We start from the raw sequence: 14952 nt of genomic DNA, 5'->3' as shown, positions 1-14952 counted from the left end.
CCGCCTCTGGTCTTGTTGTCGCTTACGGCTCCGCCGTGACCTGCCAGGTCCCGGCATCGACCGCGCTGACCGCATAGCCCGCCACGTTAGCATCGCTGAGCGCCTCGATGTTGAGTGCGACAGTGTCGGAGGAGCGCAGGCGATCGGGCAGGCTGCGGATCAACTGTGCAAACTTGCGTGCCTCGTCCTGCGCTTCGGCCATGCTGACAGCCTTGAAGCGGAACGCGGTTCCCGCCGAGGTCTGGGCGAGGCGACCGATATCGGCCGTTATCACCGTTGCGATCTTCGGATAGCCGCCGGAGGTACCGCGGTCCATCATCAGCGCGATGGGGGCTCCGTTGCCGGGCACCTGGATGCTGCCGTTCACGGTGCCGTCGGAGACGATGTTGTGGCCATGCAGATGCTTGATGGCGGGGCCCTCGAGCCGGTAGCCCATGCGATCGGAAGTCGCCGAGATCTTCCATTCGCTCTCAAGGAACAGAGCCTTGTTGGAGTCGTCGAACTCGTCGTCCTGCGGTCCCAGCAGCACGCGGATCGGGCCACTCACCGGCTTCGGCAGCTCGATGCGAAGCTCCGGCGCGCCGCTCGCAGCGTCGACGCTGAACTCGTCGCCAGCCTGAAGCGGGCGCGGGTAGGGGCTGCCGAGGCCTGCGCGGGCATTGACGGCGAGGCTGCCGAACACCGGCTCGCCCTTGATGCCGCCCTCGATCGCGAGATAAGTGAACGCGCCGCCGCGGGCAAAACCGAGCGTCAGCGTCTCGCCGTCCTTCAGCGTTACCGATGCGTCCATCGCGACCGGGCTGCCGGCGATGTCCGCGTTGCGCGGTGCGCCTGAAATCGCGACGCGCACGGCGCCGTCGCGGGCGGTGAAGGAGGCGCCGACCGGGCCGATCTCGATGGCGGCCGCGAAAGGCTCGTTGCCGACGAGGGTGTTCGCCGCCGCAAGCGACAGGCGGTCCATCGCTCCGCTCACCGTCAGGCCGTAGCGTTGCGCGCCGAGCCGCCCGCCGTCCTGGACCGAGCTTGCCGGGCCGATGCTGGCAACGACGAGGCGGCTCATGCGACGACCTGCTCGGCGACGATCTCGCCGGCTTCCGCAGCGCGGTCCAATTCCTCGAATGTCTTGTGGTCGATTGCGAAGAACGTCACGCGATCGCCGGGTTCGGTGAGGAAGGTCGGGTTGCGATGGAGCTGATAGGTCCTGACAGGCGTGCGGCCGAGCAAATGCCAGCCGCTCGGCGCGGCCAGACATTGGATTCCGGCCTGCACGCCGCCGATCGAGATGGTGCCGGCCGGCGTCAGCAGGCGTGGCGATTGCCGCCGCGACATGTGCAGGGATTTGTCGAGGCCGCTGAGATAGGACCAGCCCGGCGTGAAGCCGATCATGGCCACCTTGTAATCGCCGCCCGCATGCCGGGCGATGATGTCATCGGGCGTGGTGTTGAGCGCCTTGGCGACATCCTCGAGGTCGATGCCGTGCTCGCCGCCATAGGCGACCGGAATGCGCCAGCGGCGCGCCTTGGTGACCGGCGGCAGCGGTTGGCCCGCGAGCGCGAGCAGCTTCTCGCCGAGCGCATCAAAAGCGATTGCGCAGGGATCGTAATGCACCAGCAAGGAGCGATAGGTCGGTACGGTCTCGGTGATGCCCTCGATCGGACTTGCTGCCAGCGCCTTGTCGAGTGCCAGCACGCGCTGGTTGGCGACATCATCGATGGTGCGGCTGAACTCGACCGTGACGGCGCTGTCGCCACTGGGCAGAAGGCGGGGCGGGAGAAGCGTCGCGGCCATTGAGCTGTCGAAGAGTTGTCGAAATCGGGCTTTTGGAAGCGCGCGGGCTCGACGTTGAGCTCCGCGTCACCTCTGCTTCGCGTAAATGCGCCCGCAAGTCCAATAAATTAATGCAAGGGGTGCCGATAAAGCCTTGTTATCGCGGCGCATAACAGCTCAGCGGCCCTGCGTTATTGGGACCCTCTTGGCCCTTGACGCAAGGGCTGCGGCTAGCAAGATGCGCGCGTTGTTTCCCGCCCATCCGGAGCTCGTCCGTTTCCATGTCGCTGTCCCCCGAAGCTCGCAAGACTCTCGCCGGCATCACCACCGCCACCATCACCACGGTCCTGCTGAAGAAGGGCCTGCGCAATGTGTGGATGCGCGGCGCACGGCCGCTGCGCCCGGGTCTGCCCCGCTTGGTGGGACCAGCCTTCACGCTGCGCTTCGTGCCGGCGCGCGAGGATCTGGCGACACCGGAATCCTGGTCTTCGCCGATCTCGACCCGCACCGCGATCGAGGCGATGCCGGAAGGATGCATCGCCGTGGTCGACGCCATGGGCATCACCGACGCCGGCATCTTCGGCGACATCCTGTGCGCGCGCATGGTCAAGCGCGGCGTCACTGCGCTCGTCACCGACGGCGTCGTGCGCGACGTCGAGGGCGTGCTCGGCACCAACCTGCCGGTGTGGTGCGACGGCTATGCCGCGCCGCCGTCGGTTGCAGGTCTTACCTTTGTCGGCTGGGGCGAGCCGATCGGCTGCGGCGGCGTTGCCGTGTTCCCGAATGACATCGTCGTTGCCGACCAGGACGGCTGCGTGTTGATCCCGCAGGCGATGCTTGATCACGTCCTTGCCGAGGGCGTCGAGCAGGAGCGGATGGAGGCCTGGATCGTCAACGAGGTGAACAACGGCGCGGCGCTGCCGGGCCTGTACCCCATGAATGCCGAAACCAAGGCGCGCTACGCCGCGAGCAAGAAATAACAGGAGAGCAGACCCTATGGAGATCACCGTCGCAGGCACGCGGCCGACCCGCCGCGCGCCCAAGGAAAACTTCACCGGCACCGTGTGGCAGGACCCCGTCATCATGGCGCCGTCGCCGGCACGGCTGAACTGCTCGCGCGTCGCTTTCGAGCCGGGCGCGCGCACCAACTGGCATCATCATCCCCTCGGCCAGACGCTCTACGTCATTTCCGGCGTCGGACGCGTGCAGTCCAAGGGCGGCCCGATCCGCGAGATCCGTCCCGGCGATACCGTCTGGATTCCTCCGGGCGAACTGCACTGGCACGGGGCGTCGCCGACCAACGGCATGTGCCACATTGCCATGCAGGAAGCGCTCGACGGAGTCTATTCGACCTGGCTGGAGCCGGTCACGGACGCGGAATACGGCGCCGCGGTGGGCTGATCTGCATGCCCCGGACAAGACGCATCGCCTGAGGGCGATGCGTCGCGGAGCGGGGGCCGGGATATTGCAGTGGTCGACACCGCTGGGTCGCGGCTCGGCGCAGCAATGCCGTCAACGCGTTCACACGCGTCCTCGATGCGCTATTGCATTGCCGCTTGTCCGGGACAGAAGCCCTACATCCGCTCCGCCGTCCACGTTCCCCTGCACATCGCACCGCGCCAAGTGCCGGAGCCCGAGCTGCCGCTGAGCCGGCCGAAGCCGACCGCGCGCTTGATGCCGGTGCTCAAGGTGACATTGATGCGGCCGGCATCGGCCACGTGACCGGACGCGTTCACCGCGGCGCTGCTCGAGGCGATCTGGCCTTTGTTGATGCCGATTGCGACGGTTGCGCCGTTGCCGCAGGTCTCGCTCGATGACGAGATGCGGACATTCCATGTGCCGTCGAAGGTGCTTGTCGCGGCGTCAGCCTGCGCGAATGGCAAGGCGATGGCGACGAGGGAAGCGAAGAGACCTTTGCGAAAGCCGTTCATGACACGCCCCTGTGGGTGACCATGCGCGGATCGTGGCATGGGCGCGGAACCGGCGCTGTGAGGGCAGTCACGTGCGCAAGGGGCTCCGTGAGCCTGCGCACGTCGCGAGGCTCCCCCGGGAAAAGCAAAGGGGCCCGGATCACGAGCCCCTTGTCTCCGTCAGGACGTTGAACTCAATTCACGCGCGTCCAGGTCTGGCCGCCGCAGAACATGCCGCCGAAGGCGCAGCCCTGCACACGCAGGCGGTCGGTGCCCTTCATGGCGATCGTTGAATCGTAGGTCGAGCCCGAGTTCGGATCGAGGATGCGCCCGGTCCATTTTTGGTCCTTGCCCGGCTTCATGTTGATCAGAACCTGCTCGCCGTTCTGGTTCGACCTGGAATCGACCGAATAGCCGCAGAGGTTGGTGCCGCATTGCTCGATGCGGACCTTGCCTTCCCTCTCCTCGGTGAGCCAGACGCCGAGCGGCGAGCTGAGATCTCGCGTGGGCGCGGTTGCCGGAGCAGGCGTTGTTGCGGCTGCCTGAACGGGAGCGGCGGCAGGTGGCGGAGGCGGCGCCGGGGGGGCGGCGGCCACACTCGGGGCGGGCGGCGGAGCGGTGGCAGGCGCTGCCTGCTGCTCGACTGGAGCAGCGGCCTGAGGCGGTGCAGGCGCTGGTGCGGCAGCCGCGCCGGCCGGCGAGTTGGTGGCGGTCGTGGTCGGCGGAGGAGCTGGTGGCGGTGCGGGGGGCGGCGCCACGGCAGCAGCCGGAGCCGGCTGCACAGCTGCGGGCGGGGCGGGGGCAGGTGCCGGCGCAGCCGGTGCCTGCGGGTCGACCGTGGCCTGCTGCGGAGCCTGCTCGCTCTTCTTGGCCTTCTTGGGCTTGCTCTGGCCCGTGTTGTCGTAGACCCCGGGAATCTGCACCGTGCCGCGCTCCGGGTCGATGCGGATGGTGCGCCCGCCATATTCGAAGGTGTACTGCGCCTGCGCGGCGGTGCTTGCCAAAAGGAATGCGGCCGTGGCCAACAGCTTCCTCATTTCCGTCTCCTGAACCGGTGGTCCCCGCACCGACGCTTACGCGCCGGTCCGATCGCAGAAAGTGATCCAGATCACTGTCGTCCGTATGAGTCGTGCTTCGCAGGTTCCCGGTTCAATAGGCCCGAAGCCGGCCCAAAGTTTGGCAAGGCAAGCGACAGGAGGACGCGGCCTCAGGCGGCGTTCAACTTATAGGGCCTCCACTGCTGATGGCGTCGGCAGACATCGCTTTAGTCGGGCCAAGCCGTGTAGATCTTTGGCGTTGCCGTCTTCCATCGACATGTTGAGCTGGCATTGTGCAACTGTTCGACGGCGGAATTTGACCAGACGCCGAAGATAGGGGAATTCTGGCATGACGATCTCGATCTACGAGGCCTCGGTGGGCCTGTTCGTGCCGTACCTGCACAACCTGTCGGTTCTGCTCGACAAGGGTGTCGCGTATGCCGAGACCCGGAAGTTCGACCCCACGGTTCTGCTCGGCATGCGCCTTGCGCCGAACATGTACGATCTGGCGCAGCAGATCGGCGAGGCCTGCCGCCACGCTACGGTTGCGCCAGCCTTGCTGGCCGAACGCGAGCCGGTCACGTTGCCCGTGCTCGAGCACGATATGGCCGGCCTTCAGGCGCGCATCGCGACGTCGGTTGAGTTCATCCAAAGCCTGCCGCGCGCGAAGATCGATGGGGCGGCGGAACGGGATGTTGTCTTCAGGCTGAAGAACGGCAGCGAGCTGCCCTTCACCGGGCGAACGCTGCTGCTGACGTTCAGCCTCCCACAGTTCTTCTTTCACGTGACGACGGCTTACGACATCTTGCGGCACGCCGGCGTCGAGCTGGTGAAGAAGGACTATCTTGGGAGGAAGTAGTTGGTGGCTCGCACACCTCTGTTTTCGGGAGAGGTGTGCAAAGTGAGCGGGCCGAAAATGGCCTTACGCTTCGCCCTTGCGCTCGTAATCTGCAAGCGAGCTGCGGCCGGCGATCTCGCTGCGCAGCAACTCGAAGCGCTTGTTCGCCTCGTCCTGCTGCCCATCGACGAAGCGGACCGCGGCCTCGCTCGTCATGGGGCCGCTGACCACGGGGGCGGATTGTTCGCCGATGGTCTCGTGGACATAGTACTGGCCGTCATCGCCACGATGGACCGTCCACTTGAGACGGATCGCTACCATGGGCCCCGGACCGACCTTGCTGTAGCCGTCGGCATCCGTATGCTCGGGCGCCAGCGGCTGCTCCTCGACCACCGGATGCTCGTCGAGAACATTATGCTCTTCGACGGACGGCTGCTCGCCCACGAGGACGATTTCAGTCTCTCGAATAATCTCGGTTTCCCGGACAACGAGCGCCGGCTCGGGATTTTCCAGAATGCTCGCGATGGTCGCAAGCGCATGGTCGGTCGGGTCGATCTCTGACAAGCGTCATCCTCCAGCTCGACGCGGGCGGCCAGTCTGTCCCGCTGCCGCCGCGGCAAGATGCATTACGCGCGTTTGATTAAGGCTGAGTTGGGGCTCGATCTGCACCAAAATGGGACGCTTTCTGGCCATCCACATCCAGGTGCGTCCTGAATTCCGCTCAGCCCAGCACGTCCTGGTTGATCACGTTCTGCCGGATGGGGTCGCCGTCCAGAACACTCAGGATGTTGCGTGCGGTCTGTTCGCTCATGCGCTCGACGGCTTCGACCGTGACGCCGGCGACGTGTGGAGCGATGATGACGTTGGGCAACGCGAACAGCGCGTTGCCGACCGGCGGTGGCTCCACCTCGAAGACGTCGATCCCCGCGCCGGCGAGCCTGCCGGACGTGAGCGCGTCGTACAGTGCGGACTCCTTCACGATGCCGCCGCGCGCGGTATTGATGAGGTAGGCTTTGGGCTTCATCCGGCCGATCCGCGCCGCGTCGAACAGGCCGACGGTCTCCGGTGTCTTGGGGCAGTGGATGGTGACGAAGTCGGCGCCCGGCAGCGCGGCGTCCAGGTCAGTGACGGGCTCGCAGCCGGCTGCCTTGATCTCGGCGGCTTCCTTGTAGGGATCGTAGACCTGGACGTTCATTTCGAATGCCAGGCAGCGCTTGGCGGTGCGGCTGCCGATGCGGCCGAAACCGACGATCAGCACGGTCTTGCCGTAAAGGTCGAACGGCAGCATGCCGAGCCGGTCGGCCCATTTGCCGTCCTTGACGCAGGCGTGCAATTCCTGCGCGCGCTTGGCCAGCGTCAGCATCATGAACAGCGCGGCTTCGGCGACCGAGGGCGAGTTCGCGCTGCCGGCGACCATCAGCGGCACCTTGCGGCGGGAGAGAGCGGGCACGTCGACGGCGTCGTAGCCGACGCCGATGCGGGTCACCACCTTCATGTCTTTCGACGCTTCGAGTTCGGTCTCGCCGAAAGCGGTTGCACCCAGCGCCACGCCGTGGACGGGGGCGTGGCTCTTCAGCAGGGCCTCGAAGTCCTTTGCGGAGATCAGGTTCGGAAACTCGACGAGCTCGATATCGTCCCGCTGGGTGAGGAGGGCGCGTGCCCCTCGCGACAAAGTTTGTGTAACGAAAATCTTCTTCTTGTTGGTCGCCATCGCTCCCCTGCCTGCCCAGCGTTTCTCAAGGCGGCGTCACAACACGACGCCGGTCTCTTCGTTTAGCAGGTGCATGTTGTTGAGGTCCATCGCCAAACGCATGGGTCCCCCGTCCTTGGCGCCGGCATTGGGATTGACGCGGCCGCAGACCGGCGTGCCTTCGAGGCCGAAATAGACCAGCGTCTCCATTCCCATCGGCTCGGTGACGTCGAGCACCGTGTCGAAGGTCTCGACGCCGGGCTCGAGATGCGCGTGCGACTCGGTCAGATGCTCGGGGCGCAGGCCGAGCAGCAGCTTTTCGGTGCGCGGCAGCGCGTTGTAGCGGGCCGCACGGGCGGGCGGCAGCGGGAAGGCAAGGCGGTCGGTGAGGCGGATCTGGAGCGTGCCGCCGACATCCTCGAGCCGGCACGGGATGAAGTTCATCGCCGGCGAGCCGATGAAGCCAGCGACGAAGCGCGTCGCCGGCTTGTGGTAGAGCTCGTTCGGCGTGCCGATCTGCTCGATCCGTCCCTTGTTCATCACCACGACGCGGTCGGCCAGCGTCATCGCCTCGACCTGATCGTGGGTGACGTAGACCGTGGTGGTCCGCACCTTCTGGTGCACCTTCTTGATCTCGATCCGCATCTGCACGCGGAGTTTCGCGTCGAGATTGGACAGCGGCTCGTCGAACAGGAAGACCTTCGGATTGCGCACGATGGCCCGGCCCATCGCGACACGCTGGCGCTGGCCGCCGGAGAGCTGCTTCGGCTTGCGGTCGATAAGATCGGTGATGTCGAGGAGGCGGGCGGCCTCGGTCACCCGCGCCTTGATCTCGGCCTTGGGATAATGCTTCAGGCGCAGGCCGAACGACATGTTCTCCGCGACCGTCATGTGCGGATAGAGCGCGTAGTTCTGGAACACCATGGCGATGTCGCGGTCCTTCGGCGGTACGTCGTTGACGACGTCGCCGCCGATCATGATGTCGCCGTCGCTGATGTCCTCGAGGCCTGCGATCATGCGCAGCGTGGTCGACTTGCCGCAGCCCGAGGGGCCGACCAGCACGATGAACTCGTGATCGGCGATGTCGAGGTCGATGCCGCGCACGGCCTCGACATCATCGTAACGCTTGACCACTTTCCGCAAAGCAACCTCAGCCATGAGCCATCAACCCTTTGTCGCGCCGGCGGTCAGGCCGGCAATGTAGTAGTCCATCAGGAAGGCGTAGATGATCAGCGGCGGCGCGGCGCCCAGCAGCGCGCCGGTCATGATCTGCCCCCAGTTGAACACGTCGCCCTTGATCAACGTGGTGGTGATGCCGACCGGCAGCACGAGTTGATCAACCGACGTCGTGAACACCAGCGGATAGAGGAACTGCGCCCAGGACACCGTGAACGCGAAGATGGTCGCGGCGATCAGCCCGGGCAGCGCGACGGGGATGAAGATCCGCGTCAGGGTCTGCAGCCAGGAGGCGCCGTCGATGAGGGCGGCCTCATCCAGCTCCTTCGGGATCGAGGCGAAATAGCCGATCATGATCCAGGTGCAGAACGGCACGGTCAGCGTCGGATAGATGAACAGCAGCACGTACCATCGGTTGAGCAGCGTGATCCCGGTCAGATCCTGGACCACCGCCAGCATCTTGAAGAGCGGAATGAACAGCAGGCTGTCGGGAACCAGGTAGGTGAGGAACACGCCGGTCGCGAGCGTCGTCGAGCCCCAGAACTTCATTCGCGCCAGTGCGAACGCCGCCGGAATGCTGATCAGCATGGTGACGATCACGACCACGATGGACACGATGGCGGAATTCCAGAAGAAGCGCAGAAACTGGTTCGAGGTCAGAAGCTCGACATAGTTCGCCAGGGTCGGATGAAACACCCACCAGGGATTGGTCGCCGCCGAAATCTCCGCGCTGCTCTTGAGAGAGGTAATCAGCATGTAGATCGGCGGAGTGAGCGAGAAGATCGCGAACACCACCAGGAAGAAGTAGGACCAGCGCAGCGCCCAGGCGCGGTCCCGGCTCATGCTCCGGTACTTGATCTTGCGCGTGGGGCCGCCTTTGTCGATTGCGAGCGTGCTCATCAGGCTTCGTTCCCACGTTTGCTGACATCGCGCAGTATGAAGATCGCCGCGACTGCGAGGATCGGCACCATGAACAGCGAGACGCAGGCGCCGAGCGGAATGTCGCTGCTCTGGATTCCGACCTGGAATGCCCATGTGGCGAAGATATGGGTGGAATCCAGCGGGCCGCCCGAGGTCAGGATGCGCACGATGTCGAAATTGGCGAAGGTCACGATCAGCGAGAACAGCGTCGTGATGGCGATGATGTTGCGCATCATCGGCAATGTCACGTACCAGATCCGCTGCCACCAATTGGCGCCGTCGATGGCGGCCGCCTCATAGAGCTGGTCCGGCACGGATTTCAGCGCCGCGAGATACATGATCATGAAGAAAGGTGCGCCATACCAGACGTTGACGAGAATGACGGAGAAGCGCGCCCAGAAGGTGTCGCCGAGCCAGGGGACCGGGCCGACGCCGAAGAATGAAAGCGTATAGTTGAAGGCGCTGTAGGAAGGATCGAACAGCCATAGCCACGCCAGCGTGCTCATCGCCGGCGGGATCACCCACGGGACCAGCAGCATGCCGCGCCATTTGCGCTGGCCCTTGGCCGGAAGGTTGTGCACGAAATGAGCGACGATGAAGCCGAGCAACGCCTTGAAGAAAACGGCGGTGATGGCGAAGATGCAGGACTGCCTCACCACCATCCAGAACGTGTCGCGCTTGAACAGGAAGGTGAAGTTGGCGAAGCCGACGAATTTCTGCATCGACTTGTTCAGCGTCGCAAGGTGCATGGAGTAGAAGGCAGGATAGAGCACGAGCAACGCGATCAGCAAAATCAGCGGCAGCGTCAGGAAGAACGCCATCGTCGACTTCCGCCTGAGGGCATTGCGCAGGCTGGTGCGTTTGCGCGGGCTCGCAGCGTGGACGGAGCGACCTTGCTCAACGACGACATCGGCCATGGTCAGACTTTCTCGCGGATTTCAAAGGGGAAGCCGGCCGGATCGGTCGGCTTCCCTCGACAATGTGATGATGGGACGAGCGGATCGTCGGCGGCTCACTCGTGAGCGCGTGAACCGCCATGAGCACCCGGCATCAGCTCCGCATGAAGCCTTCGCACTCGCCCTCGGCCCAGGCGAGCGCCTGGTCCATCGTCTCGCCCCTGGCATAACGCAGCGCCAGCTTGGTCAGCGTCGCCTGGGAGTAGATCTGCTGTGCGATCTTTGGCGGAGCGGGCGATGCCGCGATCGACATCGTCTGGCTGCCGTGCGGATCGGGATAGTGGTAGAGCGTGCCCTTTGGCGGCCCTTCCTCGGCCCAGGTCTTGAGCTTCGTCAGGTTTGCGAAGGCCGGCAGGTCATAGCCGCCGCTCGCTGCAACGAATTTTTCGATCGAGGACGGCTGCGAGAGGTGGGCGAGCAGGCTCTTGGCCGCCGGCTTGTTCTTGCCGAAGGCCCATACGCCCCAGAAATACGGCAGGAAGGGCGCGAAGCGGCCCTTCGGACCGGCCGGCATGCTGTGGGTCCAGCATTGCTCTGCAATCTGCGGGGCATCGCGCTTGGCCACTGCCCAGGCGCTCGGCGGATTCAGGATCAGCGCACCACGGCCCGAGATCAGCCATTTGTTGTTGGACGCATCGTCCCAGGACGCTGCGTCAGGCGGCAGGACGGCAATCAACTTCTTGTAGAACTCGAGCGCCTGCCGGACCGCGTCCGTCTTCACCGTGACATCGCCCTTGGCATTGACGAGCTCGGCGCCGAACGACTGGAAGATCGCGCCGGCCGTGTCGACGCTGTCGGTGGTCTCGCCAAGCCCGATGCCGAACGCAACGCCGGCCTTCTGACAGGCCTCCGCCGCCTTCAGGAAAGTATCCATCGTCCAATTGTCGGCCTTGGGCGCGCTGCCGGCCGGATACATCGCCTGAACGTCGATGCCGGCATGCTTCTTCATCAGGTCGATGCGGGAGCAGGGCCCCTTGATCTGGCTGCCGACGGTCGCGGGCACGGCAAGCCATTTGCCGCCGCCCTGGCCCAGATACTTGACGGTGCCGTTGACGTCGCCGTTCTGCTTGATGATCGGCTCCATGATGTCGTTGACCGGCTCAAGCTGGTCGGCGTAGGCGTGCGGCCACCAGGTCGGCATCTGGAGAATGTCGTGACCGGATTTCGCTTGTGCTTCGGCGGCGACCGTCAGTTCGAGCTTCTTGTTGTTGCTGGTGATGTAGTCGATCGAGACTTCGACCTTCTCCTTCGCCGCCCATTCGTTGACGAGGTCGGTCGAGGCCTTGTTGGCGCCTGGCACCCAATGGTCCCAGAAGCCGATGGAGAGCTTGCCGGCGGCATAAGCGCCCCGGACATAGGGCGCGGTGATCAGCGCCGCGGAGGACATTGCAGTGGCAGCCACAAATTGACGTCGCGTCAGTGTCTTGCGTGACATCTCGTTTCCTCGCTTGGGTGTTGTTGTTGGAGTTTCCTCTAGAGACTTCTTTATTGATTTATCGAGTGTTTCTTGTTGGCGTTTCTTATTGGGGCCGTCGGCTCGCACGAGCAATTCACGCAAGCCGCAGCAAATTGGTAGCGCGATCAGATCATGATTGATCGCATCTGTCGAGAAAGCCGAACGGCTCCGCGGCTAAAACTAACGTTGTGTCCGGAAAAGGCGTGACGCATCGAGGCGGCACGCTGCAGGCGAAGGGCGTTCGCTGTTTTTGCGACGCACACGTCGCGGCAAGCCGCCTGGAACGGTCCGTGCGCATTTACGCCGCAGTTTCCAATAACCGTGCGTAACCGCTTCGCGTGAAAGACTTTTCGGGCGTGGACAACAATGGCTGCGTCTGGACCGCGAAGCGGCTGAAACGATACAATTGCAGCCGGCGGTTATTCCCGCCCGATGGACCGTCGATTCGATAATGGAGACGAGGATGATCAACCCGGCGCACACAGCGCTGCTTCACCTGCGGCGATGGTTCGCGCTCGGGACCGTGCTCGCGCTGCTGCTCGGCGCCGCCGCGCCGGCAAACGCTCAAGGCTTGGTCAAAGGCGTTCAGGAAGGCGCGGAAGCCGGGAACAAGGCTGCCGGTCCGGTCGGCGGCGTGCTCGGCGGTGCGATCGGCGGCGTGGTTGGCGTCTTCACCGGCGTGCTCGGTGTCGGCGGCAACAATCAGCCGCCAGCCCCCAAGGAGTCTGGCAAAGACGCCAAGCAGCAGGGGGTGGCCAAGGACAAGGATGCCAAGAGCGCCAAGACGGGTAAGAACGCCAAGGCGAGCAAGGAGGCGAAGAACGCGCCCCGGGACAAGAGCAGCAAGGAGAACAAGGGTGTCACGGTTCTCACCCAGCCCGGCGCACCCCAGCAGAGCGCGGAACAAATCGTCGCCAACAGCGACGCCTATATCGAGCGGATCAAGTCCGAGCTGAACCTCACGCCGGATCAGGAGAAGCACTGGTACGGCTTCTCCAGCGCGATGCACTACCTCGGGCACAATGGTGCAGAGCGGCTCAACCTTCGGATTGCGCGCGCCAAGCGGGATCCGCCTGACGACATCATCGAGCAGATGCGCAACGAGGCCCAGTTCCTGATCGATCGAGCCGCCGACCAGCGCAACGTTGCCGACGCCGCCGAGCCGCTCTACTCGAGCCTCGACGACAAGCAGAAGCAGGTCTTCATTCAGGAGATGGTGCGCCTCAGTCATGAGCGCGGATTGGATTGATCAAGTTGGATCGGTTCGGGCGCGCCTGAATTAACGGCGTCCGCCACGAATTCGTGTATCCACACCGCAGTTCGGTTATGCTTAGCTTCGCAAGGTTGATTGCGGGGTTGAAATGGCGGACGGACTCTCCGTTTTCCTCGTCGAAGACGAGGCGTTGATCCGGATGATGATTGCCGACATGGTGGAGGAACTCGGCCACCACGTCGTCGCGGAGGCGGACAATGTGCGGGACGCCAGCGCGTTTGCCATGACCGCGCAATACGACCTCGCCATCCTCGACATCAATCTCATGGGTGTCTACGTCGATCCCGTCGCCGACCTGATCGAACGCCGCGGGAAGCCCTTTCTGTTCGCGACAGGCTACGGTCCGGAATTGCTGCCATCCTTGCTCAGACGCAGGCCCATCCTGCGCAAGCCGATCGCAATGGATCAGCTCAAGGCGATGATTGATTCGATGTTCCCCGAGCGGCCAGCCACAAACCCGAACTGACAGGTGACGGCGGGAGAGTTGTTCAACCGCTCAGTCGCGCCCGTTTCTCAGCACCCTTGCGATCGTGTGGGCCGTCATGGCCGCGCGGTCCGAAGCGCGCTGGGCCGCCAGCCGCTCGCGCGCCCGTTCCGCGATCAGGAGTTCGATCAGCGCCAGCCGCTTGTCTTCGTTGTCCGCCTCGCTTAGCAGGCGGTGGTAGCGGTGATAGTCGAAACCCAGATCCTGCTTACGCATGTCACGCCCCCCGCAACCACGCCACACACGGTGAGATTGTTTCCCATCCGAAACGGGCAAGCAAGTACGTTCCGCCTGGAACCAGGCGCGCGCCGAAAACAAGTTGTGTATTACTGGAACTCGCGGTCGGGAGTGATCGTCCGTCAGTCAGCGGTGTGGTCGGCGAACATCTTCAGCCCGACGAAGCTTGCATCCGGCTTGATCACGAGCCTGGTCGGAATGTTGCGCAGATAATCCTGGAAGCGTCCCTTCGCTTCGAAACGTGCGCGGAACGCCGAGGCCGCGAGGAAGTCGCGAAAGCGCGGCACGATCCCGCCGGCGATATAGACGCCGCCGCGGGCTCCGAACGTCACGGCGAGATTGCCGGCCACCGAGCCGAGGATGGCGCAGAACATCTGCAATGTGGCTTGGCTGATGGGACAACTTCCTTCCAACGCGGCTTTGGTGATGGAGGCGGCATCGCGATGCGGTACCTGGGCGCTCTCGACTTCCGCGAGCGCTTCGTACAGGTTCTGCAGCCCGGAACCCGAGAGCGCGCCACGTTCGATGGAGACATGGCCTAGGCGCTTGCGCAGGCAGGCGATCACGCGTTCCTCGCGCTCGTTCTCGGCCGGTAGCGTGGCGTGCCCCGCCTCGGTGACGACCGCCAGCCGCGCACCGTGGCGTTCGATCAGACAGGAGACACCAAAACCGGTTCCGGGGCCGGCGACCAGCAAAGGCTCTCCGGGCAGGCCATCGCCGCCGCCAAGCGGGATCAGGTCGGCAGGCTGCAGGGCGGGCAGGGACCAGGCCACCACCTCGAAGTCGTTCAGCACGTGCACGCTGTCCAGGCCGAGCGCGGGTTGCAGCTCGTTGCCGTCGATGACCCATGGGCTGTTGGTCATGACGCAGCGATTGTTGGTGACGGGCCCCGCCACGGCCAGCACCGCTCTTTGCGGCGGCTCGTCGCCCGACCGGCGCGCCAGGACGTCCGCGATGGCTTCCCCGACGGTCGGGAAGTCTGCAACTTTCACATAATCGATCGGTCCGGTCTGACTGCCGTCATTGGATTCGGATGAGCTCAGCGCGAAGCGCGCATTGGTGCCGCCGATATCGGCGAGAAGAATCTTTCCTGACTTGCCGATGCCCATCGCCCTGCGGCTTCCGCGGCCTTGCCTGGCCTCGGGAACCTTCGCCTCCGTTCCTGATCCGATCCGCAAGCGCGGACGGTCTGAGAATCCTCGCTTGG

17 protein-coding genes are annotated in these 14952 nt (G+C 64.4%); 5 read left to right on the top strand and 12 right to left on the bottom strand.

Features of this window, described 5'->3' with window-relative positions; translation table 11 throughout:
- Positions 1–22 precede the first annotated feature (22 nt).
- Positions 23–1060: a 5-oxoprolinase subunit C family protein gene (locus ASG57_RS12640; protein WP_024341890.1), complete on the bottom strand. Its 1038-nt coding sequence runs from the start codon at positions 1058–1060 to the stop codon at positions 23–25.
- Complete coding sequence (gene pxpB, locus ASG57_RS12635) at positions 1057–1788, bottom strand: 5-oxoprolinase subunit PxpB (RefSeq protein WP_024341889.1); 732 nt, start codon at positions 1786–1788, stop codon at positions 1057–1059. Before pxpB ends, ASG57_RS12640 begins: the two co-directional genes overlap by 4 nt.
- Positions 1789–2048: 260 nt before the next feature.
- Here pxpB and ASG57_RS12630 point away from each other — a divergent pair, with 260 nt between their 5' ends.
- Together ASG57_RS12630 and ASG57_RS12625 are read left to right on the top strand one after the other, a co-directional pair.
- Positions 2049–2747 carry a ribonuclease activity regulator RraA gene (locus ASG57_RS12630; protein WP_024341888.1) on the top strand — a complete coding sequence of 233 codons (699 nt, stop codon included), beginning with the start codon at positions 2049–2051 and terminating at the stop codon, positions 2745–2747.
- Between the two features lie 16 nt (positions 2748–2763).
- Entirely contained in the window at positions 2764–3168 is a 405-nt protein-coding gene (locus ASG57_RS12625; RefSeq protein WP_024341887.1) for a (R)-mandelonitrile lyase, read from the top strand.
- Positions 3169–3341: 173 nt separating this feature from the next.
- Here the strand turns inward: ASG57_RS12625 and ASG57_RS12620 are convergent, their stop codons facing one another.
- Entirely contained in the window at positions 3342–3698 is a 357-nt protein-coding gene (locus ASG57_RS12620) for a hypothetical protein (protein WP_024341886.1), read from the bottom strand.
- Positions 3699–3871: 173 nt separating this feature from the next.
- Positions 3872–4714 (bottom strand): DUF2147 domain-containing protein, encoded by an 843-nt coding sequence (locus tag ASG57_RS12615; RefSeq protein WP_024341885.1) that lies wholly within the window; start codon positions 4712–4714, stop codon positions 3872–3874.
- A gap of 361 nt (positions 4715–5075) precedes the next feature.
- Between ASG57_RS12615 and ASG57_RS12610 the strand changes: the two genes are divergently transcribed.
- Positions 5076–5573, top strand: a complete 498-nt coding sequence (locus tag ASG57_RS12610) for a DUF1993 domain-containing protein (RefSeq protein ID WP_035697916.1) — start codon at positions 5076–5078, stop codon at positions 5571–5573.
- Between the two features lie 63 nt (positions 5574–5636).
- Here ASG57_RS12610 and ASG57_RS38355 read toward each other — a convergent pair whose 3' ends face one another.
- The 6 genes from ASG57_RS38355 to ASG57_RS12580 form a co-directional block, all read right to left on the bottom strand.
- Entirely contained in the window at positions 5637–6116 is a 480-nt protein-coding gene (locus tag ASG57_RS38355) for a hypothetical protein (protein ID WP_057196434.1), read from the bottom strand.
- Positions 6117–6273: 157 nt separating this feature from the next.
- Complete coding sequence (locus ASG57_RS12600; RefSeq protein WP_057196433.1) at positions 6274–7263, bottom strand: hydroxyacid dehydrogenase; 990 nt, start codon at positions 7261–7263, stop codon at positions 6274–6276.
- A gap of 36 nt (positions 7264–7299) precedes the next feature.
- A complete protein-coding gene (locus ASG57_RS12595) occupies positions 7300–8400 on the bottom strand; it encodes an ABC transporter ATP-binding protein (protein ID WP_024341881.1) in 1101 nt (366 codons plus the stop codon).
- Between the two features lie 6 nt (positions 8401–8406).
- Positions 8407–9318, bottom strand: a complete 912-nt coding sequence (locus ASG57_RS12590; protein ID WP_024341880.1) for a carbohydrate ABC transporter permease — start codon at positions 9316–9318, stop codon at positions 8407–8409.
- Positions 9318–10256 carry a carbohydrate ABC transporter permease gene (locus ASG57_RS12585; RefSeq protein WP_024341879.1) on the bottom strand — a complete coding sequence of 313 codons (939 nt, stop codon included), beginning with the start codon at positions 10254–10256 and terminating at the stop codon, positions 9318–9320. Before ASG57_RS12585 ends, ASG57_RS12590 begins: the two co-directional genes overlap by 1 nt.
- Positions 10257–10389: 133 nt before the next feature.
- On the bottom strand, positions 10390–11730 hold the full coding sequence (locus ASG57_RS12580; RefSeq protein WP_024341878.1) for an ABC transporter substrate-binding protein: 1341 nt from the start codon (positions 11728–11730) through the stop codon (positions 10390–10392).
- 484 nt (positions 11731–12214) lie between these two features.
- Between ASG57_RS12580 and ASG57_RS12575 the strand changes: the two genes are divergently transcribed.
- Positions 12215–13000: a Spy/CpxP family protein refolding chaperone gene (locus ASG57_RS12575; RefSeq protein ID WP_024341877.1), complete on the top strand. Its 786-nt coding sequence runs from the start codon at positions 12215–12217 to the stop codon at positions 12998–13000.
- Between the two features lie 112 nt (positions 13001–13112).
- Positions 13113–13490 carry a response regulator gene (locus ASG57_RS12570; RefSeq protein WP_024341876.1) on the top strand — a complete coding sequence of 126 codons (378 nt, stop codon included), beginning with the start codon at positions 13113–13115 and terminating at the stop codon, positions 13488–13490.
- Between the two features lie 30 nt (positions 13491–13520).
- On the opposite strand, the gene ASG57_RS12565 is transcribed toward ASG57_RS12570, so the two are convergent.
- Positions 13521–13724, bottom strand: coding sequence for a hypothetical protein (locus ASG57_RS12565; protein WP_057196432.1), 204 nt, complete (start codon positions 13722–13724; stop codon positions 13521–13523).
- 143 nt (positions 13725–13867) lie between these two features.
- Positions 13868–14854: a glucokinase gene (glk, locus tag ASG57_RS12560; protein ID WP_057196431.1), complete on the bottom strand. Its 987-nt coding sequence runs from the start codon at positions 14852–14854 to the stop codon at positions 13868–13870.
- Positions 14855–14952: the final 98 nt, after the last annotated feature.

Source organism: Bradyrhizobium sp. Leaf396 (assembly GCF_001424605.1).
In the GTDB taxonomy this organism is placed as follows: domain Bacteria; phylum Pseudomonadota; class Alphaproteobacteria; order Rhizobiales; family Xanthobacteraceae; genus Bradyrhizobium; species Bradyrhizobium japonicum_C.
The sequence above is the reverse complement of the archived record's forward strand: the minus strand, read 5'-3'. Positions and strand labels throughout refer to the sequence as shown.

Coding starts and splice junctions, on each gene's coding strand:
- ASG57_RS12640 (WP_024341890.1), bottom strand. CDS start 1,060: ATGAGCCGCCTCGTCGTTGCCAGCATCGGCCCGGCAAGCTCGGTCCAG.
- pxpB (WP_024341889.1), bottom strand. CDS start 1,788: ATGGCCGCGACGCTTCTCCCGCCCCGCCTTCTGCCCAGTGGCGACAGC.
- ASG57_RS12630 (WP_024341888.1), top strand. CDS start 2,049: ATGTCGCTGTCCCCCGAAGCTCGCAAGACTCTCGCCGGCATCACCACC.
- ASG57_RS12625 (WP_024341887.1), top strand. CDS start 2,764: ATGGAGATCACCGTCGCAGGCACGCGGCCGACCCGCCGCGCGCCCAAG.
- ASG57_RS12620 (WP_024341886.1), bottom strand. CDS start 3,698: ATGAACGGCTTTCGCAAAGGTCTCTTCGCTTCCCTCGTCGCCATCGCC.
- ASG57_RS12615 (WP_024341885.1), bottom strand. CDS start 4,714: ATGAGGAAGCTGTTGGCCACGGCCGCATTCCTTTTGGCAAGCACCGCC.
- ASG57_RS12600 (WP_057196433.1), bottom strand. CDS start 7,263: ATGGCGACCAACAAGAAGAAGATTTTCGTTACACAAACTTTGTCGCGA.
- ASG57_RS12595 (WP_024341881.1), bottom strand. CDS start 8,400: ATGGCTGAGGTTGCTTTGCGGAAAGTGGTCAAGCGTTACGATGATGTC.
- ASG57_RS12590 (WP_024341880.1), bottom strand. CDS start 9,318: ATGAGCACGCTCGCAATCGACAAAGGCGGCCCCACGCGCAAGATCAAG.
- ASG57_RS12585 (WP_024341879.1), bottom strand. CDS start 10,256: ATGGCCGATGTCGTCGTTGAGCAAGGTCGCTCCGTCCACGCTGCGAGC.
- ASG57_RS12580 (WP_024341878.1), bottom strand. CDS start 11,730: ATGTCACGCAAGACACTGACGCGACGTCAATTTGTGGCTGCCACTGCA.
- ASG57_RS12575 (WP_024341877.1), top strand. CDS start 12,215: ATGATCAACCCGGCGCACACAGCGCTGCTTCACCTGCGGCGATGGTTC.
- ASG57_RS12570 (WP_024341876.1), top strand. CDS start 13,113: ATGGCGGACGGACTCTCCGTTTTCCTCGTCGAAGACGAGGCGTTGATC.
- ASG57_RS12565 (WP_057196432.1), bottom strand. CDS start 13,724: ATGCGTAAGCAGGATCTGGGTTTCGACTATCACCGCTACCACCGCCTG.
- glk (WP_057196431.1), bottom strand. CDS start 14,854: ATGGGCATCGGCAAGTCAGGAAAGATTCTTCTCGCCGATATCGGCGGC.